Origin of the sequence: Meiothermus hypogaeus (assembly GCF_003574035.1) — a bacterium.
In the GTDB taxonomy this organism is placed as follows: domain Bacteria; phylum Deinococcota; class Deinococci; order Deinococcales; family Thermaceae; genus Meiothermus; species Meiothermus hypogaeus.
In genome coordinates this window covers 45,904-70,853 of the sequence record NZ_QWKY01000009.1, presented here as the reverse complement: position 1 = coordinate 70,853, position 24,950 = coordinate 45,904, and the positions used below count along the sequence as shown (strand labels likewise).

Sequence of the window (24,950 nt, the reverse complement as noted above, 5' to 3'; positions counted from 1 at the left end):
CCCTACGCTGGGTGTTCCAGCTTTTCCTGTGGGTGCGTCTGGTGGTGCTGGAGGGCAGGCCCCGGGTGCTCAACCTGACACCCCATCACGAGACGGCAGCCCGTCTGCTGGGGGTGGAGCGATATTACCTCCTGGAATAAGAATGGTGCGGAATGTCGGTTTTACGAAGGGCCTCGAGCTGATCCCACTGTTCCTGGGTCACTGCGTCCAGCACGTTGAATTCGCCGGCGTTCCAGACCGTCTCGCCCCCGTCTATGGTAATCACGTCGCCGGTGATGAAGCCAGCATAGTCGGAGATGAGGTAGGCAGCCAGGTTGGCCAGCTCGATGTGCTGGCCTACTCGCCCCAGGGGAATCTTTTTTTCAAACATCCGGGCAATTTCCGGAGTGGGCATCAGGCGCGTCCAGGCCCCTTCGGTGGGGAAAGGCCCTGGTGCAATCGCGTTGAGGCGGATGCCGTATTTGCCCCACTCCGCCGCCAGCGACCTGGTGAGGGTCACGACGCCCGCCTTGGCGGTGGCCGAGGGCACCACATACCCCGAGCCGGACTGGGCATAGGTGGTGGCAATGTTGAGCATGGTGCCTTTCTGGCCCCGGGCAATCCAGCGCTTGCCGACCTCGAGGGTGCAGTACACCGTTCCGTGCAGCACAATATTTAGGACCGCATCGAAGGCCCGGTACGAGAGCCGCTCAGTAGGCGAGATGAAGTTGCCCGCCGCGTTGTTCAGGAGCACATCAATCCGGCCAAAATGCGCCTCTACCGCGTCTACCATGGCTTTCACTGCTTCCGGGTCACGCACGTCTACGGGTGTTGCGAAAACCTCGCCCCCGGTCTGTTGCATCATCTCTTGCGCGGCCTGGGCAATGGTCTCGGCCCGGCGGCTGGTAATGGCCACCCTGGCCCCCAACTCCAGAAAACGTGTGCTCATCGAGCGACCCAGACCTGTGCCGCCCCCCGTGACCAGTACCACCTTGTCCTTCAACAACCCTGGTTCAAACATATTTCACCGTCTGTGTCACTGTACAACGTGAGCAAGTGATATAGGAAGCACCAAGGCGACCAAACGTCCTGCACACTACATTATCGTGCCCTTCACAGACGTTGCCGCCGGATGGGCGGCAACTGTTCTGTCTGGGACAAAGGACTTCTAATACCAAATCCATGTAAACCCCTTACCTTCTCCCCTGGTGGGAGAAGGTGGCGACACCCCGACCACGCTATTTACAAAAAGTTACGCAAACGCAATTGACTGCACCTGGGGTGTCGCCGGTTGAGGGGGCTTGGGATGACCCTCAAAGCTAACTCTACAGGTAAAGTTGGTATGAGGTGTCCGAGCTGCTACTACAGCAGCTTTCGAGACCGCCTTCTGGCGTACCAAAAGCGACCGCCCAGCACCAGCAACCCCACTCCAAGCATAATGGCAGCGACCCGATCCCAGCGCAACACACGATACTCGATGTGGTAGTGGTTGGCCCGATCCAGCCGTATCTGCCAGGTGTAGCGGCGGCCCTCGACTTTATCGGCGTTATGCTGACTGGCGGTGAGCGGGGTTAGGAGTGAAAGTGAGAGCTTCGGCTGCAGATCACGGGTAAAGAGCGAGAGGATCTGGCTGGCTGGAAGCAGACCAGAAAAAATGGGGTTGGGCTGGCCGAGACTTGCCTCCAACAGGTAGCTTTCCATCAACCAACCCCTGCGGGTGAGCCTGAAACGTTCTTCCAGGAAGGCCCCCGTACCGAGACCGGTATCGTGGACGTTCTCCAGGGTGCGAGTGGCGATGGTCTGAATCTCTTCGCGCCTGACCTGCCAGCCCTGGGACTGGAGATGCTTGATAAAGTCAGAAAATAATTCCCCGTTGAGCACTTCCTGGGGCTGGGTCAGGGTCAGGGTCTGGGTCACGCTGCCGCTCGGCCTGACCTCCAGCTGCAGATTGGCCTCGAAGCAGGCTGAAAGCAGAACCCCGAGGGCCAGGAGTAACATACCCAAGGCCCATCGCGGCGGTTGCGAGAAATGCTGCACTAGAAATTCACGTTAGGAACCTGGCGGGTGGCTTCATCGGTCTCGAAGAAGGGTTTTGGCCTCTTACCCATTGGCTGGGCGATAAAGACACCGGGGATGGTGGTGACGGTGTTGTTGAAGTCCAGTACGGTGTCGTTGAAGAACTGGCGGGAATAGGCGATTTTGTTTTCAGTTTCCTCGAGCTGCCCCTGCAACTCGCGGAAGTTGGCGTCGGCCTTAAGCGCTGGGTAGGCTTCGGCGATGGCAAATACGCTGCGCAAGGCCTGGGTGAGCTGGTTAGAAGCTGCCGACTTTTCCTCGATGCTACCGGCGGAGAGCATCCGCTCGCGGGCCTGGGTCACGCGGTCGAAGACCCCGGTTTCGTGCGCGGCGTAGCCCTTGACGGTATTGACCAGGTTGGGGATCAGGTCGTTGCGCCGTTTGAGCTGCACGTCTACCTGAGAAAGCGCGTTGTTGACCCGGTTTTCCAGGGTGATGATGCGGTTGTAGTAAAAGACGAAAAGGGCTACCAGCAGCAGAACTAGAATCAACAGAATCTCCATACCTTATGCCTCCTTGTCCATTATCGGGCTCCGCTAGAACCACCGCCGCCGGAGGAGCTCCCGCTCGAGCTGCCCCCAAAACCCCCACCGGAGCCACTGGAAGAGGGTTTGAGGGCCCGCTCGAGGCTCTCCAGGTTGCGGGTAATCTGCTCGAGGCCCCCGGTCATCCGACTGATTTGTTCCAGCATGTCGCTACTGGATGCCATGACCTGCCCGGTCTGGCCCAGGGATGACCCAGGAATCCAGCGCGGTGCGGTCATTACTTCGGGTCGCTGCTGGGCAATCCGGCGCAGGTTCCGTAAGTAGCGCTCGGCCACGCCCAAAGCAGCGGCATAGATAAAGTGGTAATCCCACATCTTGAAGTGCTCGGGCGGGGCCGATTCCATCTGGGAGAAGTCGGCCAGGAAGTTGCGGTAGGCCTGCCAGCGCCGGGCGTTGAGGAGCTTGTCCGGCACCCAGCGGGCCAGTACGTTGAAGGCCAGAAAGCCCATGACCATCAAGCCAATACCGCTCAATACCCCGCTGGCCATCAGAACGCCTACCCAAACCGCCCCACCCAGTTGGTCCAGTAGGATAGGCCCCAGAATGAGGGACAGCAACAAGAATAAAAAGCCCAGCCCCACCAACCACCCCCCCCAGTGGGCCGCAGCCCGCCCACTTTTCTCGTCGAGCAGCTTGCCGTGGGCCGCCTCGTAGATGGCCCTCGGGCGGCGGCTCATGCTGCTGAGCAGGCTAGGGTGCTGCTCGAAATATTTTTTGAGCTCGTCCGGCCGCACCACCCCATCCTTACCTGCGGCGGCCCGCAGCAGGTTCCAGACCTCCGTTTCCAGATCGGTGGCGTTTTCGGGTGGGGCCACCAGTTTGAAATGGGTCTCGCTTCCACCAAAGAGCCCAAACAAGCCCGGGTTTTCGTGGCGGATGAGCTCCACCGAGCCCCGCCGGGCAAAATCGAGCAGGGTGGCCGAGATCATCCGGCCCAGCATGGACTGACCGGGGTCGCCCTGGCTCATCACATAGGGCACCATCCCTGGCGGGATTTCCTCGGCGGGTTCGCGGTAGTAGCGGCCCACCTCTTCGGTGCGGGGTTCACGGCCATAGCGCTGGTAGGCTCGGACAAAAAAGCCAAACAACAGCAAAAGCAACCCCAGCGGCCCTGCGGCCAGTGCCCAGGCCCAGCCGGGCACCTGCTGGTTTTCGATCAGCTGGCGAGAGCGCTCCCGAAAGGCGCGGGTTTCCTCCTCGGTCTCCTTGAGCCACTGCTCGAAGCGGGGCTCGTTCAGGCTGCGGAAACTGAAGGCCCGGGCGTCCAGGATCACCCTCGAGCGCACGAACTCGTTCTGGCTGACGGGGGCTATCTGCACCGTGGCGAAGCGTTTGGCCGGGTCGAACTCGAGGGTTCCAATCCGCCCCCGCCCGGTAAAGATGAACACCCGGAACCGTTCCGGCACGGCCTGCGGGGCATGGATACGCAGTACATAGGTATCCACGGCTGTGTGTTCGGGCTCCAAGACTTGCCGGTCGAAGAGGGCGGCATCGCTGGCTACCGTAATTTCGCCCGTGAGGGTGTAGCTGATGCGAAATGTGCGGTTCTGGTTCTCGGCCAGCACCGGCAGGTTGCCCGAGCGGTCGGGAGGGCCGGCGGTGATGCTGATGCGGTTGCCCTGCACTTCGTAGCGGATTGGCCGTCCATCGTCGAGGGCGCTGGCTTCCTCAAAGCGCACCTGGCCCCCCCGGCGGGGGTCAATCTCCAGGAAAACCTCGCGGAAGGCGCCCTCGAAGCGCCAGGTACGCACATCCACCACCCGCACCCGCCCATCGGCCTGCAGGTATACGTCCTGTTCGACCCGCTCGAGGGAATAGCTCTTGCCCCAGGCCAGCCCCAAAAGGGCCAGCGCTCCCAACCCCCAGCGAAGTAGGTTCACCCTACCAGACTACCCCAGAGGAAAACCGGATGGGGTTCATCCCAGCCCCAGCCGCTGAGCATCGGCCTTCATGGCCTCGAGCACAAAGGCCATGTGCTCATCGAGGTCTACCCCCAGCTCCTCGGCTCCCCGCACAATACCCTCGCGGTCTACCCTGGCGGCAAAGGCTTTGTCCTTGAACTTTTTCTTAAGACTGCTCAGTTCCAGGCTGTGGATGCTCTTGTCGGGCCGCACGTAGACCGCCGCCGTAATCAGGCCCACCAGCTCGTCCACAGCAAACAACACCTTGGCCATGAGGGAGCGACGGGGGTGCTCGGGTACGTCTACATGGCCCAGGATGGCCTCGAGGACATCCTCCGGGTAGCCCATCTCGCGCAGCATCTCCACGCCCTTGAAGGGGTGGGTCTCGGGGGCTTTTTCGTAGTCGAAATCGTGCAGGATGGCAGTAATGGCCCATTTTTCTTCGGGTTCGCCGTATTTTCGTGCATAGGCCCGCATGGCGGTCTCTACGGCCATCATGTGCTTTTGCAAACTTTCCGAGGGGGTAAAGCGCTTCATCAGGGCCAGTGCATCCTCATAAACCATGTATATCGCCATGAGCCCATTCTAAAAGGGGTCGAGGGTCTAGCGTCGAGGGTCGAGTGCCCTGGTCAGGTTCTTATCATTTGTTTGGAAGCATAGGTTGCAGCCCCCTCACTCGGCGACCTGTCACGGGTCTCGAGTCGCATCACGTGGGCAGCGCGAAAATACTTTGAGCCTTCGGCTTTGGGCTTTGGGCACAAAATAGTTAGGATAAGTGCGTGGCAGAGAAATCTACGACTGCGCAACTGCTAATTGGCTACGGGGAGGATTCGCACCGCCTGGGCCAGGGACACGAGCTGTGGCTGGGGGGGGTTCACGTAGAGAGCGACCGGGGCGCTATTGCCCACTCCGATGGCGACGTTATCTTACACGCACTGTCCGATGCCTTGCTTTCCGCTTTTGCGCTGGGCGATATCGGTAGTTACTTTCCCGACAATGACCCTAAATGGAAGGGCCTGGAAAGCCGGGTGATCCTCGAGGTGGTGCTGCAAAAGGTACGTGATAACGGTTACCGACCGGGTCAGCTTGTGGCGGTGGTGATGCTCGACCGCCCCAAGTTGGGGCCTTCCCGCGCAGCCATCCAGCAAAACCTGGCCTTGCTATGCGGTCTGCCCGAAAAACGCGTAGGCCTCACCTTCAAAACCTCCGAGGGGCTGGCCCCCGATCACGTGCAGTGCCGGGCCATGGTCTACCTCGAGCCCATCCCGGACAGGCAGGGGGACAAGGGATAGACCCTCTTAGAAAGGGCATTAGTCGCATGCCAGAAAACGCAATCACTTTGGCTAACGGTCTTGAGCGTTCGGTGCTTCGATCAGCAATCTAGCACGAGTAACCGGAATCAACAGGAGAGACCCTCAGGATTTATGCAACACTGGCAACTGCTCGACTTACTGGCCTGGATGGGCCTGCTGGCCTTTGGGGTCTCGGGGGCGCTGGTAGCCGTACAAAAGCGCTTCGACCTGGTAGGTATTATTGTTCTGACCGGTGTCACTGCAATCGGCGGGGGGGCCATCCGGGATGTGCTGGTGGGGTCACTGCCTGCCGGGTCGCTGCGAAACGAGGCGGTGCTGTGGCTGGTGTTTCTGCTCGCGCTTTTGGTGTGGCGGTTTTATCGCAGGCTGGGCCGCCTCGAGCGCCCCATCTACTACTTTGACACCCTCGGGCTGGGGCTCTTTGCTGCGCTGGGGGCAGAGCGGGCGTTGGCCTTTGGGCTGGGCTTCTGGGGGTGTGTGTTTGTGGGAACGGTCTCGGGTGTGGGGGGTGGGGTTCTGCGCGACGTGCTGGCTGGGGAAATCCCCGGCATTTTTTATCGCAACCGCGACCTTTACGCCTCGGCAGCCAGCGGGGGTGCGGCGGTGGTTTTTCTGATTTACACCTTTTTGCCCGCCTACTCGACCCTGGCGGTGGTGCTGGGGGCCCTGGTGACCATTGCGCTGCGACTCTCGAGCCGCTGGCTGGGCTTGCGCCTTCCTACCCCCAGGGATTGAGGCCCCCCTGATGGCGTTTGCCCCCTGAGAGGATAGGCACTTTGCCTGGGTTTTGACCAGAGTGATAGATTGGGCTAATGCGTGATTTATTGTGTATTGCCCTGTGCTTGATGCCGCTGGCTTGGGGCCAGGGTAATCCTATTGTGGTGCCCAGGGGAGCCGACCTGTCCAAAGCCGTAGCCGAGGCTCCGGCGGGCTCAGTGTTGCGCCTCGAGGCTGCGGAATATCGGTTGGCGCGCGGGCTGGAGATTAACAAGCCCCTCACGCTACAAGGCGAGGGACGGGACAAAACCCGTATTCGCTCCGATGCGCCCAATTTTGTGCTTTCCATCAATGTGCGAGGTCGTTTCAATGCAATTGGCATCAGCTTCGAACACTTTGGCTCGCGGATTGCCAATGTGGTGGTGGTGGGCGGTGGCGAGGCCGTCTTCGAGAAAAGCCGCTTCCAGGGGGGCAAGCTCGAGCTCGAATCGGGCCAGGGCGGCGACGGAATCTGGGTGCGTGGCCGCGCTCGAGCCACCCTGCGCAGCAGCGAGTTTCTGAACAACGAACTGCATGGGGTGGATGTGAGCGAAGAGGCCCAGGTCTGGTTGCAAGGCAGTGTGGTGCGCGGCAACCGCGACGCAGGGGTAGCCTTCTACGACGAGGCCCGGGGCGAGGTGCGGGGCAACACCATCGAAGGCAACAACGCGCACGGTATCTACGTGGCCGGGCAGGCCCGGCCCCTCATCGAGGGCAACACCCTGCGCGCCAACCGCCTGTGGGGTATCTATGTGGAGGCCACAGCCAACCCTACGCTCAAACAGAACAGTTTTTCGGGCAACCGACGTGGAAATTTGCAGTTCCTGGGCCAGCCCTTCACCCCAAGTCCCAGACCGGGTGCCGATCTGACCTCCATCCTGGCCCGGGCCCCCGAGGGCAGCACCGTTACGCTGGCGGCAGGGGAGTATGTGTTGCCCAGGGGCCTCGAGGTCGCCAACAGCGTGACCCTGGTGGGGCAGGGGCGCGAGCAGACCCGCCTGGTTTCTTCGGCGGGGGGGTTCGTGCTGCGCTATGTAGGCCGGGGCAAGCTGAGCGTGCGAAACCTTTCCATCGTGTACCGCGGGCAGGCCGCCTCGGACGTGGTACAGGTACGACGGGGCGAGCTCGAGCTATCCAGCATCACCGTGCGCGGAGGCCGCACCAGCCGCCAGGAAGCCGGACTGGGGGTGGGCATTTTTGTTTCTGGCAGCAGCAAGCTGACCCTGCGAAGCGGGCAGGTGAGCCAGAACCAGTTGCGCGGCATCGAGGCCGCCGGGGAAGCCCAGCTCGTGCTCGAGCAGGCGACCCTCGAGGCCAACGAAAGTGCGGGGCTTTTGTTGTACGGGCAAAGCCAGGGGGTGCTAAAGGATGTGGTTTTGCGAGCCAATAAAGGCAGCGGTCTGGAAGCCGATGAGAACGCCCGGGTGAGCGCCGCGAACCTGACGGCTCGAGATAACCAGGGTTCCGGTTTGTTAATTTCGGGGCAGGCCGAGTTTGAAATGGAGAATAGCCTGCTGGAAGCGAATTCTGAAGGGGGTTTGCTGGCCCTGGGCCAGGCCAACATCCACCTGCGAAGTAATCAGATTCGCACAAATCAGGGAGCTGGAATGGTCTTTCGTAGTAAAACCAGCGGAACCCTAACCGGCAACACGGTGGAAGGGCAGAGCTTACAGGGTATTGTGCTGATGGGTGAGAGCAATCTGCTGCTGGAGAGCAATACTGTACGGGAGAACGGACGTGGCGGCCTGTGGTATCTCGAGCGTGCCGGGGGGGAGGCCCGCCAGAACCTGCTGGAGAAGAACAGCCCCTCGGGCATTCTGCTAAGCCAGTGGGCTCAGCCCGTGTTGAGCGAAAACCGCCTCTTGGACCATCCTGAGTACGGGCTGGTCTATACCGATGAGGCTGGCGGAAGCGCCAATGATAACACCATCGAGCGGAGTGGGATGTACGGAATTGCTCTGCTGGGACGTAGCAAGCCCACCCTGGAGAAGAACACTGTGCGGAACAGCAATATGGCCGGTTTGGTCTACCTGGAGCAGTCTTCGGGCAGCGCCAGGGCCAACATCCTCGAGGCCAACCAGACCCACGGAATTGTGGTGGATCACCGGGCCAGTCCGTTGCTCGAGGCCAATCAAATTCTGCGCAACGCCCTCTGTGGCATTGTCGTTCGCAGCCTCAGTGAAGCGGTACTGCAGGGGAATATCTTGGCCGAGAACGGGTTACACGGCCTCGAGGTACAGGACAGGGCCAGGGTTCGGTTGGAAGGCAACCAGATTACCGCCAATAAGGGTGCTGCTGTACGCATCTCCCGTTTTGCCCAGGCCGAGCTGGGGTCCAACACCTTTTCTGGGAATGCTGCCGAGGTGCAAAGGGAATAGCAGGGCATTCAGGCCGATGGCCAGACGCGATACGCTACACAAGAAACTCAAGCTCGCAGGTGGATGTTTCATGGTCCTCTGGCCTATGCCTGGGTATCGGATGCAGCCATACGCGGGGTACTAGGTCATGGCTGCGTTCGGCTTTATGATGGGGTGTCATGAATGCGGCGATCCGCTCAAACCGAATGGTGCTCGAGGAGAGCCCAGAATATTTCTGGGAACGCTTTTCGCAGTACGCTCAGACCTGGCCGGTGAGCCCTGAGCCGCTCGGGAGCCCTTTGCTTGAGGTGCTCACCCCCCTGGGCCCCCTTTTTGCTTTTGACCGTACTGTGGTTCCCTTCTCGGGTGACGAAACCCCACTGATTTTTCATGGACAGGTCGAGCACTGGGAAGCCACCCAAAACACCAATGCTCTGCAGCATCTGGGGGGTGGGCGCTACCGGATGACGGGTCGAGTAGAAGCTGTGCTGGATGCCACTTTTTTCGTTTTGCAAGTGCCGGGTCAGGGCGGCGAAATTGCATTGCAACTGGTCTTGGCTGCTCCAAATCCCCCTGGGGTGGGAAGCTGGATTACAGTACAACTAAACCCCCCCCTCATGGTGTTTCGCCCCGATTCTTCTTCGCGCTGAATACTGGGCTCTTCATCCAGTTTTAGGAGCGCAAGTGGTTCATGCGACTGAACAGGTTTTGAACGTTGTCACGCGAGAGATTGTGTAATCGAGTTGCAGACATCTATACTTAGGCTTGTTGGGCAATAAATGCACCGCTTGAACGAGAGCAGGTAACGGGGCGGCGTATACTTGTTTCACCTTCGGTTTCATCGATAAACATTTGCTTGTAGCGGTTTTACCCTATGATTTGTCCGCGTTGTGGCCACACCAATGTTGCCGGTGAAGAGAGCTGTGCACGCTGTGGCAATACCCTGTTGCCTGGAGGGACATTCGTCCAGGAACGGCGCTGGGTAAGCGCGGTGTTTTTTGACCTCTCGCGTTTTACCGAGTACGCCCTGGCCCACCCCCTGGAAGATACCTGGCAGGCGGCCAACACTGCCCTGCAAACGGCGGCCAACCATGTGCGGCTATATGGGGGGCATATAGACAAGTTTTTTGGCGATGGCTTTCTGGCTGTGTTTGGGGTTCCGCGCAGCCAGGAATCCGATGCGCGGGCCGCGCTGGAAGCGGCTCAAGCGATGGTGGCCTCGAGTACCCTGCCGGGGCGGGCAGGGGTGGCCAGTGGGTTGGTGTTGCGGACGCCCCTGGGCGGGGGGCTGGCGGGCGACCAGACCGTGCTGGGACCCGCCGTCAATCTTTCCCAGCGGCTATCGCAAGCAGCCCCACCGGGCGAGGTCTGGTGTGATGCCACTACTATGCGCCTGGTGCCCGGGGTATTGACCGAAGCCCTCCCCCCGCAACCCCTCAAGGGTTATGCCGAGCCGCTGGTGCCCTTTCGCTACCTGGGTTTGCGTACCGATCCCCCCGAGGCGTTGGGCCGTGAGCGGGAAGTTCAGACCCTACGCCTAGCACTGGATGCAGTGCGAGCGGGAGCCGGGCGGCGGGTGGTGCTCTATGGCCCCATGGGGGTGGGCAAGTCGCACCTGGCCCAGCACTTTGTCGAAACCCTTCCCGAAGGGGTGCGGGGCGTGTTTGCGCCGCGTCTGACCACCGGTGTGGCCCTGCGCTATGCCCTGCGCCAGGGATTGCAAAAATTGCTGGTAGATGGGCTTTCGCGGCTGCGGCAACTCGAGCTTCCCGAGCACCTGCGGACCATTCTGGATTTCAGCATTGGGATCGAGGAGCACCCCGGTCTGCCCAGTGATGAGCTGGATAGCCTGCTGGTAGAGACCTGGTGGACGCTTCTGGCGCGGATTGCCCAGGATAACCCCATAGTGGTGGTTCTGGATGATTTGCACAACGCCGACCCGACCGTGCTCGAGTTCACCCGGCGGCCTGCGCCCCCAGGGGTCATGCTCCTTCTGGTGGCCCGGCAAAACCGCTGGGAGGCTGCCGACGACCTGGTATTGCTTTCGCTGGAACCTTTGTCCCTGGAGGATACCCAACAACTGATTTTGCGTGCTCGCCCCGACCTGGGCCCCGCTACCAGCCTGCACCTGGCGGAGGCCAGCGGTGGTTATCCACTGGCCGTGCAGGCCCTGAGCCTGACCAGCAACGGGGAGCCGGAGCCCATCCCGCTCTACCAGCCCCGGCTGGACAGCCTGCCCCGGCTGGCGCGGGTGGCCCTGCAAGCGGCGGCGGTGCTGGGTTCGACGGCCCCACCCGAGCTGGTACGGCACCTGGTGGGGGAGGAGGCCGACCTGACCCGACTGGTGGGGGAGGGTTTCCTCGAGGCCGACGAACATGGGCAGTTGCGCTTTGCCATACCCTGGTTGCGCGAAGCCACCCTGGGTCAGGTGGGCGGGCAGCAGGTGCAGAACTGGCACCAGCAGGCCGCCCGCTGGTATCAGCGCCAGGGTCGGCTGGCCGAAGCCGCCGCCCACCTCGAGGCTGCCGGCGATACCGCCACGGCCTACCGGATGTGGCGGGTGGTGGCGCAACAAGCCTGGAACGAGGAACGCTACTCGGGGGCTATTCTGGGTTATCTGGAGGCACTGCGCCTGGCCGAAGGCAACGTGCGCTGGCAGGCGGCCCTCGAAGCGGCCGAGGCCCACCTGGCCCTGGGTCGCTATGGGGAGGCCCTCGAGCTGGCCAGCCTCCCCCTGGAAACCCAGGAACTCCCGCTTGCCTTGCGCCAACGGGTCTGGGCCCTGCGCCTCGAGGCCAGCCTGGCCCTGGGTCAGGCCGACCCGGTTGCAACCTCGCTCCAGGACGAGATTGTAGAGCCACGCCTGGCCCTGTCGCTGGCCCGCACTCTTCCAGCGGATGAGGCTTGCAGGATGCTGGAGGGGCTTCCGGCTCACCTCGAGGGTTCCGCCATGCTGGTGCGGGCGCGGGCCTGGTTGCGCTCGAGGCAGTTGGAGCGGGCTCAAGTGGAAAGCGAAGCCTACCTCAGTGAGCACGGCCACAGCCCTGCGGAATGCTTTGAAGCCAGGCAGATACTGTCGGAGGCGCTCTGGCGGCAGTTCAGGCTGAACGATGCCTTGAAAGCCCTGGGCCAGCCCCCGGGGGATGTGTTGCCTGCGTGGTTTAGCAGTCTGTATAACAGCAGTCTGGCCGCTTTGCGGCTGGATATGGGCCAGTTCGAAGTAGCGGCGGCCTTGCTGGAAGAAAGCCTGCTCTTGCTCGAGGGCGCGCCTCCTGGGGCAGTTGAGTGGGTGAGCCGGGTTCGCCTGCGCTTTCTGATTGAATCGGGCCAGCTCGACGATGCCCTCTACTTTGGCGAATCTGCCCTGGCCAAAGCACCTTCGCCGAGTCTCCTGTCGCTGCTGGCACTGGCCTACGCCCTGGCCCCCGGCCAGCAGAACGGACTCATGCTGCAGCGGCTGGTTCGGGGTCTGGAAGGGATCGATGACCCCGAAGTGGGGGCTGTCTGCGAACTGGCGCTGGGGCTTCGTAAATGGCACGAGAACCAGGATGGGGCCGTCCATCTGCGCAAGGCGGTGCTCCTGGCGCGGCGAAGCCACAACCCGAGTTTCTATTTCTACGCGCTCCTGGCTCTGGGGCTGGCTCAACAGACCCAAAACCCCAAAAAGGCCCTGGCGCTCTCGCACCATCTGCTGAGCCAAACCGCGGGTCGGGGTTTCGAAGTACAGCACGGCTATTCCCGCTTGCTGCGGGCACAGCTACTGCTGGCCGAGGGGCGTGAACCCTCGGGCCTTTTGGATTTCGAAGCCCGAACCCCCCTGGCCCAGCTCTGGAAAGCGCTTTTGCTGGGGGCTGTACAGGAAGAAAAGCTGCCCCTGCTGACCAACCATTTCCGGGGGTATGGAATCCTGGGAATTTGGGCTCGCTGGTTCTTAAAGAGACCAGTGTCATCCTGGCAGGTGCGCTCCGAACTACCGGAGTGAGTGCGGAGCCCATTGGCTCCATGCGCTTTGCCGGGTGATCCCCGGGTACACCAGCCGAGCAGCGCCTGGCCAAGGGCCCTTTTCGTTTTGATACATTGGGACGATGAATGTCGGCATCCCGATGCCTGATACCAGATTCGGTTGATTCGTTACCGAACGGTAACGAATCAACAGGGCCGAAGTTATCCGCGTAGCGGAGGGCGATACCGCCCCTTGGAAGGGAGACGCTTTCTTCGCCAACCGTTCGGGAGGGGTGTGCTCCAGGATTCAAAAAGTCAGCCTATGGGGTTTTTGGTTTTGTAAACTGTCTTTTTGAATCCGGTATGAGAAGTGCAAATCGCAAGCCCCATCGGCAATTTCTACGCATCTTTACTTTTGCTTGCCCCAGGTCTACCGCGCGTTAGAATAGGGGCCTGACTCTGTCTCGCCTACCTTACCCATGCCCGCTATGGATGCCCAGACTGCCCAGGCCATCGAACTGATTCGCTCCCGGATGCCCATTCAGGAGCTGGTGGGGCGGTATGTGGCGCTTAAACCCAGCGGCAAGGGTACCTGGAAGGGTTTGTGCCCTTTTCACCAGGAAAAAACCCCTTCATTCCAGGTCAACGAGGCCAAAGGGCTGTGTTATTGCTTTGGTTGTAAAAACGGCGGCGATATCTTTGCCTTTTTGCAAAAGATTGAGGGCATCGAGTTTCGCGAAGCCTTAGAACGCCTCGCCCAGGAAACCGGCGTGGAGTTGCCACAGTACAAAGGGCGCACTGCTGCGCGCAAGGAAACCCTGCAAGTTCTCGAGCTGACCCAGGCCTATTTCCGTTCTCACCTGGGGGGCGAAGCGCTGCAATACCTGCAAGCCCGCGGCCTGACCCCTGAATCCATCGAGCGGTTTGGCCTGGGCTACGCCCCAGGTAGCTGGGATGGCCTGCTCAAGTACCTTCATGCGCAAGGGGTGAGCCCCCAGGAGGCCCTGGAGGCCGGGGTATTGATGGAGCGCGAAGGACGCTTTTTTGACCGTTTCCGCAATCGCATCACTTTTCCCATCCTGGACGCCCTGGGCCGTATCGTGGCCTTTACGGCCCGGGCCCTGGCCCAAGACGACAACCCCAAGTACCTCAACTCACCCGAAACGCCTTTGTTCAAGAAAAGCCTCCTGCTTTATGGCTACCCCCAGGCCCGCGCTGCCATCCGGGAGCAGGGACGGGCGGTGGTGGTGGAAGGGCTTTTTGATGTGATTGCGTTACATCAGATGGGCTTTAGCGAGGCGGTGGCGGTACTGGGCTCCTCGCTCTCCACCGAGCAGGCCCACCTCCTGAAGCGGGCCGATGCTGCCGAACTTTACCTTGCCTTCGATGCCGACGAGGCCGGACGCAAGGCCACCCTGCAAAGCCTGAACCTGGAGATTGCCCGAAGCTTTGTGGTGTATGCGGTGCTGCTTCAGGGTGGCAAAGACCCCGGCGACCTGCTGCTGGTACCGGATGGCAAAGAGCGCTTTGAAGCGGCCCTGAATGCGGCGCTGCCCGAAGTGGAGTACCGCTTCGAGGTGGCTGCCAGTGGGCTGGACTTGCGTCGTCCGGAACACAAGCAAAAGATCCTCGAGGCCCTCAAGCCCCGCCTAGTCTCGAGCGAGCCCTTCGACCGGGTGGTGGAAAAGCTGAAGGCCAAGGTGATCGGGGCCCTGGAACTCTCGCCGCGTGCGCTGGAAGACTATCTGGCCAGGGCACGATCCACCTCAGGACGCCAAACCCCCGGCGCTGCGCCCCTGCGACCTGACCGGGTCGCCAGCCTTGGGCTGAGCCGCCCCGACCTCACCGAAAAGCGCCTGCTGCGTGAGCTGGATGTGATTGCCCTTTTGTACTCGGTGCCCGAGGAGGAGTTTGTGCAGTGGGCCATGTACGTCGAAGACCATACCTGGCCGCCTGAGGGCAGCTTGCTGGCCGACTTCATGCAAGCAGCCCGCTCCGAGCAGGGCAAAAACCGCATCCTCAAGCACTTCGAGCAGCGGGGGGAGGGGGCCCGGTTAATTGATGTGCTGATGAAAAGCCCCAGTTTTGATCGAGTGAACCTCGAGGCCCACCTGACCGTGGCTATGGCCCGGGTGCGCGAGGTGTACTATGAAATGCGCCTGGATAAACTCAAAACCCAGCTCAAGAGCACCAGCGACCTGGACGAGATTCGTGCATTGACCAAAGACATCCAGGAAGTCTTGCAGGCCATCGAGGCCGAGCGGCGGGTCTACAAGCGCTAAATGTAATAGCATCATTACTCGAACACTTTTTACACCACAGGATGAAGATAAAGGGGTGAGGGGTTAGGGGGTAGGGCTAAGTAATGCTTCCCAGTACTCACCTTATGCATTGTTACTGTGGTCTTCACAGACGTGGCCGCTCATCCAGGCGGCCACTATTCAGTCCAGGACAAAGCTTTTTTGAAGTCGGATGGTCAACATATGTGAATAGTGCGCTATCGTGCGGTCCAGCCCAGATCGATCACCTGGGCCGATCCGGTAATGGCCCCCGCTTTGTCGGAGGCCAAAAACAGGGCGTACTCGGCTACTTCCTCCGGCTCAATGAGGCGCTTGATGGCCGCCGGGGCCAGCATAACCTTTTCGATCACCTCGGCTTCAGGAATTCCCAGGGTGCGGGCCTGGTCGGCAATCTGGGCTTCCACGATGCCGGTTTTGACGTAGGCCGGGCAGATGGCGTTGCAGGTGATGCCATACTCGGCCACTTCCAGCGCCACCGTTTTGGTCAGGCCCATCAGCCCATGCTTGGCCGAAATGTAGGCCGACTTGTAGGGGCTGGCCACCAGCCCGTGCAGCGAGGAAATGTTCAGGATGCGCCCCCACCGGCGAGCTTTCATGCCCGGCAAGGTGTACTTGATGAGCTGGAAAGGAGCCGTCAGGAGTACCTGAAGCATCATGTTCCAGGTCTCCTCGGGGTACTCGTCCACCGGGTTGATGCGCTGCAAACCGGCGTTGTTGACCAGGATGTCGATGGGCCCTTGCTCGAGGGCCCGCTGGGCCAGCGCCTTGACCGCGTTTTGGTCAGAAAGGTCGGCCTGGAGAAAGACCCCGCCGACGGCCCGCGCAACTTCGGCTGCGGCAGGGGAGAGGTCGTTCAGGATGACCCGGGCCCCTTCGCGGGCGAACACTTCTGCTATGGCCTTGCCGATGCCGCTTCCGGCGCCGGTAATGAGGGCGGTTTTGCCTTGTAGCATCATGGTTTCATTATCGGGCAAAAGTGGGGGTGGTTAGTAGTCGTTGAGGTGCTCTGCTGAGCAGCGGCCGAAACCCTGTCGCAGGTCATACCGGATTCAAAAAGACAGTTTACAAAACCAAAAACCCCATAGGCTGTCTTTTTGAATCCTGGAGCACACCCCTCCCGAACGGTTGGCGAAGAAAGCGTCTCCCTTCCAAGGGGCGGTATCGCCCTCCGCTACGCGGATAACTTCGGTCGGGTTAGTTCGTCACCATAGGGTGACGAACTAACCGAATCTGGTACAAGAGCCCATCCAAGCTGGCTCGAGCGCATGGTGAAGGTTGGCCAATACTGGGCCTCTTTACCTGCTTACAGCGCCAGGTAGGCTTTTTGCACGCCTTCGTCGCTGGCGAGCTCCTTGGCGCTGCCCTGCAAGACCACCCTGCCGTGTTCCACCACATAGCCCCGGTCGGCTACCTCGAGGCTCAAAGCTACGTTTTGCTCCACCAGAAGTACCCCCACACCCTCTTTTTTCACCTGCGACAGGGTGCTGAGCACCTCCTCGGCCAGCTTGGGGGAGAGGCCCAGGCTGGGCTCGTCCACCATCAGGATGCGCGGTTTGCCCATCAGGGCGCGCCCAATAGCCAGCATCTGCTGCTCGCCCCCCGAGAGCGTACCGGCCATCTGCCCACGGCGCTCGGCCAGGCGGGGAAAAAGGGCATAGATGCGCTCCAGCTGGTCAGATTTGCCGCTCCAGGCCAGGAAGGCGGCCCCCAGCAAGAGGTTTTCCTCCACGCTCATCAGCGAAAAAAGCTGGCGGCCCTCTGGCACGTGCCCCAGTCCCAGGCGGGCCCGCCTGGCTGCCGAAAACCCCAGCAAACTCTGCCCATCCAGGTCAACACTGCCTGCCCAGGGTCTGAGGAGGCCGGAAACGGTGCGCAGGGCGGTGGTTTTGCCCGCACCATTGGCTCCGAGTAGGGCTACAAGTTCACCCTCGGCTACCTCGAGGCCCAGCCCAAACAACACCTGCGCCTTGCCATAGCCTGCGGTCAGGTCGTTCACGGTGAGCTTCAAGGTAGCCTCCTGTACCATGCGGACGCAGACCGCCGGGCCTGCCTAGACCTTCTCAAGCACTCCTCCCCAGATAGGCTTCACGCACCTTAGCATTCGCCGCGACCTCCTCGTAGCGACCCTCGGCAATCACCTGGCCGTAGTCCATCACCACCACCCGGTCGGCCAGGGCACGCACCACGGGCATCAGGTGCTCAATGAACAAAACCGTCACCCCACTGGCCCGGGTGCGCTGGACCAGTTCCACCGCCTCCATGGCCTCTGCCGGGCGAAGGCCAGCCATCACCTCGTCCAGGAGCAGTAGCCTGGGCTGGGTGCATAGCGCACGGGCCAGCTCGAGGCGCTTGTCCTCGAGCAGGGTCAGCTCCCCCGCTTCGGTGTCGGCCTTGCTGCTTAGGCCGGTCAGCTCGATGACCTCCTCAACCACCTTTTGTGCAGTCTTCAGGGAGGCGCCGGGCTTGCCGTAGAGGGCGCCCACCATCAGGTTTTCCCGCACGGTCATCTCGTGGAAGGGCTGCACGATCTGAAAAGCCCGCCCCAGCCCCTTCCAGGCCCGTACTTCGGGTGGGGCGTGGGTGATGTCCTCGCCCAGAAACTCGATCCGCCCGGCATCGGGGCGTACAAGGCCCGATAGCAGGTTGAGCAGGGTGCTCTTGCCCGCTCCATTGGGGCCAATTACCGCCAGGATTTCGCCGGCGCGAACCTCGAGGTTCACCTCCCGGGCTGCCACCACCCCGCCAAAGCGTTTGCTCAAGCCGACAACCCTAAGCATGGCGGGCTCCCTTGCGGCGGGCAAACAGGCTCATCAGGCCCTTGGGGAGGAACAGGATAGTAAGCACCAGCACCAGGCCGTACACCACCAGATAGCCTTCGCCAATCCGCAGGCGCAGCCAGGTCTCGAGGCTCACGATAATTAAGCCCCCCAGGAGCGGTCCGGTGGTGGTATAGAGCCCCCCAAAAATCGGAATCACCAGGGCCTCGACAGCCCGGCCCAGGCCGAAGGCATCGTAGGGCGAGAGAAACAGGGTCTTCATGGCGTACACCCCGCCCGTGAGCCCGGCCAGGAAGGCCGAGATCATGAACGTCACCAGCTTGACCCGCACCACCGGCACCCCCAGCACCCGGGCCACCGCTTCCCCCTGCCGGGTGGCCGCCATAGCGAAATGAAGGCGGCTTTTACTCAGGAGCAAACTGGCTAAGGTGCAAATGACCAGCACGGCTACCGCCAGGTAGTAGCCGCCCAGCGGGTAGGCCCCCCCAAAAGCAGGCTGGACCGGCAGGCCAATTGAGCCGCCGGTGAACTGCGCTTTTAGCACCAGCGTGCGCATTACCTCGCTGAAGGCCAGGGTGGCGATGGCAAAGTACATGCCTTGCAACCGCAAGGTCGCCAGCCCCAGCAGCAGGCTCGAGAGAGTGGCCACCGCCCCCCCCACCAGGAGCGCCGGCACGGTCCCCAGCGCGGGGGCGCTCAGGGCGGCTGCGTAGGCCCCAAGCCCAAAAAAAGCCCCGTGGGCCAGCGAAAGTTGCCCTGTGCGGGCCAGCAGGTCCCAGGCCAGCGCCAGGCCGCTGATCAAGAACGCGAATTGTGCCGTATCCAGCAAGAAGGCCCGCCACTCGCCCAGGGGAAGCCCCGGCAAAACCAGCGCCAGGAGCAACAGAACCCCGGCCAGGATCATGACAGCCTCCAGCTACGCCAGGTCAGGGCGACAAAGATCACAAGAAAGAACACCGCCTCCACCCAGCCCCCCCCACCCGGCACGTAGGTGCTCACAAAAGCCTCGGCCAGGGCCAGTGTGATGGCGGCTGGAACCACGCCCCGCAGGTTGCCCAAACCGGCCATCACGATGATGGCAAAGGCTTTTAGGGTATAGGCAAAGCCCACGGTAGGAGAGGCATACAGCATCACCGAGAGCATCACCCCGGCAATTCCCGCTAGCGCGGCGGAAAGGCCAAAGGCCAGCAGGTAAATCTGCTGGGTCTCGATGCCCAGCAAACCCGGCGCCAGGCGGTTCTGGGCCACCGCTCGAACTGCAAAGCCCAGTCGGGTTTTACCCAGGAACCAGTACAAAGCACCCAGCAAGCCCACAGATAGCACAAAAGCGGCAAAGGGCGGCGCGCCAAATGAAATGCCGCCCAGGGTAATGGTAGCGCCCTGGTAACTGGTGGAGACCACTCGAGTATCCGCGCCAAACAGTAGCAAGGCGATGTTCTGGAGCGCCACCGAGATACCAAAGGTCAGCAGCATCTGGTTGAGTTCTGGCGCGGCCAGCACGGGCCGGATCAGGCCATAGTAGGTAATGGCCCCGACCACAAAGAGCACCAGGGCGGCCAGCCCCAGCGAGATCAGGGGGTCAATCCCCGCCCCCACAAAAAGCAGGTAGGAGACAAAAGCCCCGATCATGGAGAACTCGCCGTGGGCAAAGTTCACAATACCCACCACGCCTACCGCCAGGGCCAGGCCACTGGCCACCAGGGCATAAATACCGGCGGCCAGGATGCCGTTGATGAGGGTCTGAAGCAGTAAGTCCATAGGGTTGGCTGACAGCTAATAGCTGATAGCGGGCGGGGTTTCAGGCTACAGGCCATCGGCTATCAGCTATAAGCCTCTAGTAATTGCCCGGGTACCGCAGCGGACGGGCAGCACGGTTGGCCGGGAAGACCGGACGACGCGAGCCTTCCAGGTATTGGAACTGCAGCCAGATGCTCTGGTTGAAGCCCTGGAAGCGGGTTTTGCCGGTGTCTGATGGCTTGAAGGAAAGGGGGCCAAAAGGCGTATCCATCTGCACCTTGGCCAGTTCAGCGGCAATGCGATCCTTGTCGGCGGAGTTGGCTGCTTCCACGGCTTTGCCCAGGCTGAGGGCGATTACGTAGCCCATGGGCGCCATGTACTCGTCGGTAATCTCGTTATATTTGCGGCGGTACAGGGTCACGAAGCGCCGGCTTTCATTGTTGGCGACCGAGGGCAGCCAGGCCGTCATGCCGGCCACATCATTGGAGAGGTTGTTCTTTTCAAATCCCAGGGGCCAGGCTGGCGGAGCGCCGTAAATTAGCTTGGGTTCCAGGCCCACTTGACGGGTTTGCGCGGCGATGGGCAGGGCGTCCACGTCATAACCAATCCAGTACAAAATATCCGGACGGAACGACTTAAGCCGGGTCAGGATGGCGGTAAAGCTGCCAGAGCCCGACTTGAAGGGCTCGGCTTGCACGGTGTAGCCCTGATTTTGTAACTGCTGGCGGTAGGTTTGAATACCTGCCGAACCAAAAGGCCCATCCTCGTAAAGAATGGCTACGCGGCGGGCCCCCCCATCGTAGAGCGATTTGAAGAAGCTCAGTGCAGCCGCTACGTTGTGGTAGTCCCAGGGGTGGTAGTGAAAGAAACGCCCATAGTCGCTGAAAGCCTGTTCCACCACACTGCTGGCCGCGCCGATGCACAAAAACAGCGGATTGTACTGCTTGACCGGGCCCGAGAGGGCGAAGGTCACCCCGGAGGCCAGCCCCCCGATTACGATGTCTACCCGATCCACCGTCATCAGCTTGGTCAGGGCCGGTACGGCTGCCGCAGGCGCGTTGCCGTCGTCCACAACTACCAGCTCAATCTTGACCTTTCCTCCTGCATTGACCTGATCTACGCCCAACTGCACCCCGTTGAGTGCAGCCTTGCCTGCGACGGTCGAGATGGGCAACAGCACCCCTACCCGTACCGTGGTTTGGGCCAGCGCAAGGCCGGCCAAGCCCAAAACTGCCAGAAGTACCACCAGAACTTTTTTCATGCCTTCCTCCTGAAAACTAAATTGTTCAGCCACCCCATTCCTCCACAAAGGGGGAATGGGGCCGGGGGATTGGGGGTGTAAGGGCCCATGACCGCAAAAACCAGCGGCATTTTCCCGCGCTCTGTTGCTCGTGGGAAAAGGGTCGGGAGCGTGGGGATATAAGGGTTCGCACTCACGCAACAGCCTCCTCGTACAAGACGGTGGCTTCTCCGCTGATGACCTGCTCGCCCCGCTGGTTCGTACAGACGGTTTCCAGGGTTAGGATGGGCTTATCCTTGCGGATGGCCTTGACCGTGACGGTGGCCGTGATGGTATCGCCAATGAAGGTGGGCCGCAGAAACTTCAAGGTCTGGCCCAGGTAAATGGCCCCCACCCCCGGTAGTTTGGTGCCGATGGCGGTCGAGATAAGCCCGGCTACCAGAATGCCCTGGGCTATGCGCTGCCCAAAGCGGCTCTTGCGGGCAAACTCTGCATCCACATGTAGGGGGTTGGTATCACCTACCGCTCCGATGAACTGCGCGATGTGGGCTTCGCCGATGGTCTGGGTATAGCTGGCCGAGTCGCCGACTTTGAATTTCATGCCCTTACCCCCAAGAAGGATTGGATTTCTTGAACCAGGATGGCCGTGTTCTCCAGGGCTGCGACGTGCCCTACGCCGGGTAAAATCCGGTGGACGGCCCCCGGAATGGCCTCGGCTATTTCCTGGCTATAGAGGGGCGGAAATAACAGGTCTTCCTCGCCCGAGAGCACCAGGGTGGGGACTTTGACGTTTGCAAGCCGGGGCCGCAGGTCGCCCAGGGTTAGAAAGCCATTCATCAGGTTGTGCTGGGCCTCCGTGCTGGGGGCTGCAAGGAACATCTGCTCGAGCGATGCGGGGGTGTCGATCTCCGGATGGGCTTCCAGAAAGGCCCGCCCCCAGATCCAGGGCAGCGCTATCTGCAAGCGACCCAGGGTGCCACCCCATTCCAGGGCCAGCTGCCAGCTTCGCACCTTGGCCCGGATCAAGGGGTCTACTCGAGCCGTGGTACAGAGCAGAATGAGCCTCTGCAAGCCGCTGGGCTGCCGGGCCGCGTGCACCTGCGCTACGATGCCTCCGTTGGAAAGCCCCAGCAGGTGGTAGTGCCCGATTTCCAGTTCTGCTAAAAGTGCCTGTAAATCGTCGGCGTGGCGTTCGGGGGTATAGGGGCCTTCGGGTACGGCGCTCTGGCCTTGTCCGCGCATGTCGTAGCGCAGAACCCGAAAGCCTTGCAGGTAGGGCATGAGCGGCTCCCAGGCCTCGGTGCGCTGGAAGATGCCGTTGAGCAGAACCAATGTGGGACGATGGTCGGATGAGGCCGCGTCTAGCCGGTAATAGAGCTCGGTGCCGTTGACGGTAGCGCTAGGCATGTTCCCCCTTGAAACGCGCTGCCAGGGCGCTTTTGAGAATTTTGCCGGGGCCGCTTTTGGGTAACTCGGAGGTGAAGAGAAAGTGCTTAGGCACCTTGTACCCGGCCAGCCGGGTTTTCAGGTAGGCCCGCAGCTCCTCCTCACTCAGCGGGCTCTTGAGCACGATGGCAGCCAGCCCCACCTCGCCCCAGCGGGCATCGGGCACGCCTACCACCGCACACTCCAGCACGGCGGGGTGGTCGTAGAGGGCTCGTTCGATCTCGATGGGGTAGACGTTCTCACCCCCGGAAATGAACATTTCCTTGGCCCGCCCCACAATGAAGTAGCGCCCTTGCTCGTCGCGCTCGGCAAGGTCGCCGGTGCGCAGCCAGATGCGCCCTTCGTGCTCGATGAGCGCTTCGGCGGTGTCAGTGGGGCGGTGAAAGTAGCCCAACATGACCACCGGCCCAGACAGCCAGAGCTCCCCCCTATGGGGGTTTTCCTGGCCGCTGGCATCTACCAGCCGGGCCCACAGGTGGGGCATGGGGCGGCCTACCGACTCGGGGAACTGCTCGGCCTCGTCGAGCTCGAGGGTAAAACAGTTCACGCCGCACTCGGTTAGGCCGTAGCCTTGTTTGAAGCGAACCAGCTTGGCCCTGAATGCCTCGCGCACTGGGGCCGGACAGGGTGCCCCCCCCGAGATGGCCCAGCGCACGCTCTGCAGGTTGGCTGTGGCAAAGTCCGGGTGCAGGGCCAGCATCTGGAACATGGTGGGCACCAGGAACAGGAGGCTCACCTGGTGTTCCGAAACCCAGTGCAGGTACTCGGCGGGGTCGAACTTTTCCTGAATAATCACGCGGCCCCCCAGATACAGCAATGGGGTCGCCAGGGCGTTCAGGGCCGCATGGAACATGGGGGTCGAGACGATGTAGGCGTCGTCTTTTTGCAGACCCCAGCTCAAGCAGGTCTGGAAGGCATTGACCAGTAGCTGCCGGTATGGGATGAGCGCCCCTTTGGGCAGGCCGGTGGTGCCGCCGGTAAAAAGAATCAGCGCGGGGTCGTCGGGTGCTGCCTGGTAGGGCGAGAGTGGGGCGGGCGAAAGGGTTTGCAGCGCCTCGAGCGGCCAGGCCCCTGGGTCTAGCTGCCGGGCCAGGTCGGCGAAGTCCGGCCCGTAAAAGAGTGCCCTGGGGCGGGTGTACTCGAGCAGCCCCCGCAGCTCGGCTTCGCTCAGGCGGTGATTGAGCAGGGTGGGCACAAAGCCCAGCAGGGGCGCGGCAAAATAGAGCTCGAGGTAGCCCAGATGGTTGAGGCTCAAGACCCCTACCCGGTCGCCTTTCTGAATACCCAGGCCGGCCAGCGATGCTGCAGCTCGCCGGGCTCGCTGGTAAAGTTCACCGTAGCTTACCCAGTGCCCGCGCCACAGCACGGCCGGGCGGTCGGGGTGGTACTCGGCCAGACGGGCCAGCCAGTTGGCGTTTAGCTCCATGGGGCCTCCGCTGCTTCCTCTTCCCAGCGCAACACTGCTGCACCCCAGTGATACCCCACCCCTGCTGCGGCCAGCGCCAGAAGGCTGCCCGGCCCAATCTTGCCGGCTTGCCTCGCCAGTTGTACCGAGAGAATGGGGTCAATTTGACCCAGATGCCCGTAGTCTGAAAGGTAAATCGAGCGTTCTGCCCCCAGCCCCAGGCCCTCGAGCACCGCTTTGTGCGCGGAAGGCTTCATGTGCAGGAGGGCCAGATAATCCAGGTCGGCGGCGGTGTAGCCAGCCTGTCGCAAGGCCCCGTTGATAACCTCCATAAAACCGGGCAAGGAGACTTGCTCGAGCCGAGATTTCATCAAATCCGGTTCGGCCACACGCAGCTTGTACTGCGCGGCGTTGGTGGGGGTGAGCGGAGCCACCGTGCCTCCTACCGGAACCCGGACGGTGTTGGCTAGCACGGGGTCGGTTTTGAGCTGCGTGGATAGCAGGCTCAGACCCGGCCCGTGACGGGTCAGGACAGCAGCGCCCCCTCCAGCGGCCAAGTCGTACATAAAGCGCACCGACTCGTCCCGGTAGTCGATCAGGTCGCCGTTGCGGTAGCCGCCCGCAATCAGGATGGACTCGATTTCGGGGCGGCTGGCAAAAAGCCCCTCGGCCACGGTCAGGGCGGTGATAAAGGTGGCGCACTTCTGGTTGAGGTCGAAGCACCAGGCGCGGTGGGCGTCCAGCACCTGGGCCATCAGGGGTGCGCTGGTCCAGACCGGAAAGTCCTTGTGCTCGTCGGTAATGCTGATCACCACGTCCAGCTCGGCCCCGCCGAGACCGGCTTCCTTCAGGGCCTCCCGAGCGGCCCAGGCCCCCATACGGGCCGGGTGGTCTTCGGGGCCAGGCACGGGTTTCTGATGGATGCCCAGCTTCTCCCGCACCACCCACTCCGGCAGTCCACTGGCCGCAGCGATTTCGCCACTGGTCATGCGTGGTACAGGTAGGTAGACCCCTAGGCCCCGAAGGTACGCCATCTCGAACCTCAAAACTTGATTGAGGTGAGTTTACCCGGGGGCTGTTACAAGGTTGTTACACCCCAACAATTAGAGCGATAACTTCAGAGCGAGGCAGTTGGCAACATCATCGAGAAAGCGGTTTGCCATCCTCATATTCCTT

21 protein-coding genes and 1 pseudogene are annotated in these 24,950 nt (G+C 61.6%); 6 read left to right on the top strand and 16 right to left on the bottom strand.

The annotated features are described in order from the left end of the window. Nucleotides 1-124: 124 nt before the first annotated feature. The 5 genes from Mhypo_RS04055 to Mhypo_RS04035 all read right to left on the bottom strand — a co-directional run bounded on the left by Mhypo_RS04055 (nucleotide 125) and on the right by Mhypo_RS04035 (nucleotide 5,077). Nucleotides 125-1,000, bottom strand: a complete 876-nt coding sequence (locus Mhypo_RS04055; protein WP_119340023.1) for an SDR family oxidoreductase — start codon at nucleotides 998-1,000, stop codon at nucleotides 125-127. A 341-nt stretch (nucleotides 1,001-1,341) separates the two neighbouring features. After that, nucleotides 1,342-1,977, bottom strand: a complete 636-nt coding sequence (locus tag Mhypo_RS04050) for a hypothetical protein (protein WP_119340022.1) — start codon at nucleotides 1,975-1,977, stop codon at nucleotides 1,342-1,344. Nucleotides 1,978-2,015: 38 nt separating this feature from the next. Beyond that, entirely contained in the window at nucleotides 2,016-2,558 is a 543-nt protein-coding gene (locus tag Mhypo_RS04045; protein WP_119340021.1) for a LemA family protein, read from the bottom strand. A 20-nt stretch (nucleotides 2,559-2,578) separates the two neighbouring features. Then, nucleotides 2,579-4,480 carry a DUF2207 family protein gene (locus tag Mhypo_RS04040; protein ID WP_119340020.1) on the bottom strand — a complete coding sequence of 634 codons (1,902 nt, stop codon included), beginning with the start codon at nucleotides 4,478-4,480 and terminating at the stop codon, nucleotides 2,579-2,581. Between the two features lie 36 nt (nucleotides 4,481-4,516). Next, nucleotides 4,517-5,077, bottom strand: a complete 561-nt coding sequence (locus Mhypo_RS04035; RefSeq protein WP_119340019.1) for an HD domain-containing protein — start codon at nucleotides 5,075-5,077, stop codon at nucleotides 4,517-4,519. A 230-nt stretch (nucleotides 5,078-5,307) separates the two neighbouring features. On the opposite strand from Mhypo_RS04035, the gene ispF reads away from it, so the two are divergent. The 6 genes from ispF to dnaG all read left to right on the top strand — a co-directional run bounded on the left by ispF (nucleotide 5,308) and on the right by dnaG (nucleotide 15,151). After that, nucleotides 5,308-5,793, top strand: a complete 486-nt coding sequence (gene ispF / locus Mhypo_RS04030) for a 2-C-methyl-D-erythritol 2,4-cyclodiphosphate synthase (protein WP_119340029.1) — start codon at nucleotides 5,308-5,310, stop codon at nucleotides 5,791-5,793. 132 nt (nucleotides 5,794-5,925) lie between these two features. Then, a complete protein-coding gene (locus Mhypo_RS04025; RefSeq protein ID WP_119340018.1) occupies nucleotides 5,926-6,549 on the top strand; it encodes a trimeric intracellular cation channel family protein in 624 nt (207 codons plus the stop codon). A gap of 77 nt (nucleotides 6,550-6,626) precedes the next feature. Continuing rightward, a complete protein-coding gene (locus Mhypo_RS04020) occupies nucleotides 6,627-8,948 on the top strand; it encodes a right-handed parallel beta-helix repeat-containing protein (RefSeq protein WP_119340017.1) in 2,322 nt (773 codons plus the stop codon). Between the two features lie 158 nt (nucleotides 8,949-9,106). Beyond that, complete coding sequence (locus tag Mhypo_RS04015; RefSeq protein WP_240637110.1) at nucleotides 9,107-9,577, top strand: hypothetical protein; 471 nt, start codon at nucleotides 9,107-9,109, stop codon at nucleotides 9,575-9,577. Between the two features lie 296 nt (nucleotides 9,578-9,873). Next, nucleotides 9,874-12,909, top strand: coding sequence for an AAA family ATPase (locus Mhypo_RS04010; RefSeq protein WP_240637109.1), 3,036 nt, complete (start codon nucleotides 9,874-9,876; stop codon nucleotides 12,907-12,909). A gap of 448 nt (nucleotides 12,910-13,357) precedes the next feature. Continuing rightward, nucleotides 13,358-15,151, top strand: coding sequence for a DNA primase (dnaG, locus tag Mhypo_RS04005; RefSeq protein ID WP_119340028.1), 1,794 nt, complete (start codon nucleotides 13,358-13,360; stop codon nucleotides 15,149-15,151). A gap of 215 nt (nucleotides 15,152-15,366) precedes the next feature. On the opposite strand, the gene Mhypo_RS04000 is transcribed toward dnaG, so the two are convergent. From Mhypo_RS04000 to Mhypo_RS03955, 11 genes and pseudogenes are all read right to left on the bottom strand, one after another. Further along, complete coding sequence (locus Mhypo_RS04000; protein WP_119340014.1) at nucleotides 15,367-16,125, bottom strand: 3-hydroxybutyrate dehydrogenase; 759 nt, start codon at nucleotides 16,123-16,125, stop codon at nucleotides 15,367-15,369. A gap of 347 nt (nucleotides 16,126-16,472) precedes the next feature. After that, nucleotides 16,473-17,195, bottom strand: coding sequence for an ABC transporter ATP-binding protein (locus Mhypo_RS03995; protein WP_206074892.1), 723 nt, complete (start codon nucleotides 17,193-17,195; stop codon nucleotides 16,473-16,475). A gap of 34 nt (nucleotides 17,196-17,229) precedes the next feature. Then, the gene (locus Mhypo_RS18875) at nucleotides 17,230-17,322 is read right to left on the bottom strand and encodes an ABC transporter ATP-binding protein C-terminal domain-containing protein (protein WP_420845995.1); all 93 of its coding nucleotides are present in this window, start codon (nucleotides 17,320-17,322) and stop codon (nucleotides 17,230-17,232) included. 192 nt (nucleotides 17,323-17,514) lie between these two features. Then, nucleotides 17,515-17,886, bottom strand: a pseudogene (locus Mhypo_RS18870) (ATP-binding cassette domain-containing protein); the annotation flags it as partial. Between the two features lie 52 nt (nucleotides 17,887-17,938). Next, nucleotides 17,939-18,850, bottom strand: coding sequence for a branched-chain amino acid ABC transporter permease (locus Mhypo_RS03985; RefSeq protein ID WP_119340012.1), 912 nt, complete (start codon nucleotides 18,848-18,850; stop codon nucleotides 17,939-17,941). Next, nucleotides 18,847-19,704 carry a branched-chain amino acid ABC transporter permease gene (locus Mhypo_RS03980; protein ID WP_119340011.1) on the bottom strand — a complete coding sequence of 286 codons (858 nt, stop codon included), beginning with the start codon at nucleotides 19,702-19,704 and terminating at the stop codon, nucleotides 18,847-18,849. Before Mhypo_RS03980 ends, Mhypo_RS03985 begins: the two co-directional genes overlap by 4 nt. A gap of 76 nt (nucleotides 19,705-19,780) precedes the next feature. After that, on the bottom strand, nucleotides 19,781-20,944 hold the full coding sequence (locus Mhypo_RS03975; RefSeq protein ID WP_119340010.1) for an ABC transporter substrate-binding protein: 1,164 nt from the start codon (nucleotides 20,942-20,944) through the stop codon (nucleotides 19,781-19,783). Nucleotides 20,945-21,116: 172 nt separating this feature from the next. Beyond that, nucleotides 21,117-21,524 (bottom strand): MaoC family dehydratase, encoded by a 408-nt coding sequence (locus Mhypo_RS03970; protein ID WP_119340009.1) that lies wholly within the window; start codon nucleotides 21,522-21,524, stop codon nucleotides 21,117-21,119. After that, the gene (locus Mhypo_RS03965) at nucleotides 21,521-22,330 is read right to left on the bottom strand and encodes an alpha/beta fold hydrolase (protein WP_119340008.1); all 810 of its coding nucleotides are present in this window, start codon (nucleotides 22,328-22,330) and stop codon (nucleotides 21,521-21,523) included. Before Mhypo_RS03965 ends, Mhypo_RS03970 begins: the two co-directional genes overlap by 4 nt. Further along, nucleotides 22,323-23,795, bottom strand: a complete 1,473-nt coding sequence (locus Mhypo_RS03960; protein ID WP_119340007.1) for a class I adenylate-forming enzyme family protein — start codon at nucleotides 23,793-23,795, stop codon at nucleotides 22,323-22,325. The genes Mhypo_RS03965 and Mhypo_RS03960 overlap by 8 nt, the downstream gene beginning before the upstream one ends. Next, nucleotides 23,786-24,808, bottom strand: a complete 1,023-nt coding sequence (locus tag Mhypo_RS03955) for a 3-oxoacyl-ACP synthase (RefSeq protein WP_119340006.1) — start codon at nucleotides 24,806-24,808, stop codon at nucleotides 23,786-23,788. Before Mhypo_RS03955 ends, Mhypo_RS03960 begins: the two co-directional genes overlap by 10 nt. Nucleotides 24,809-24,950: the final 142 nt, after the last annotated feature.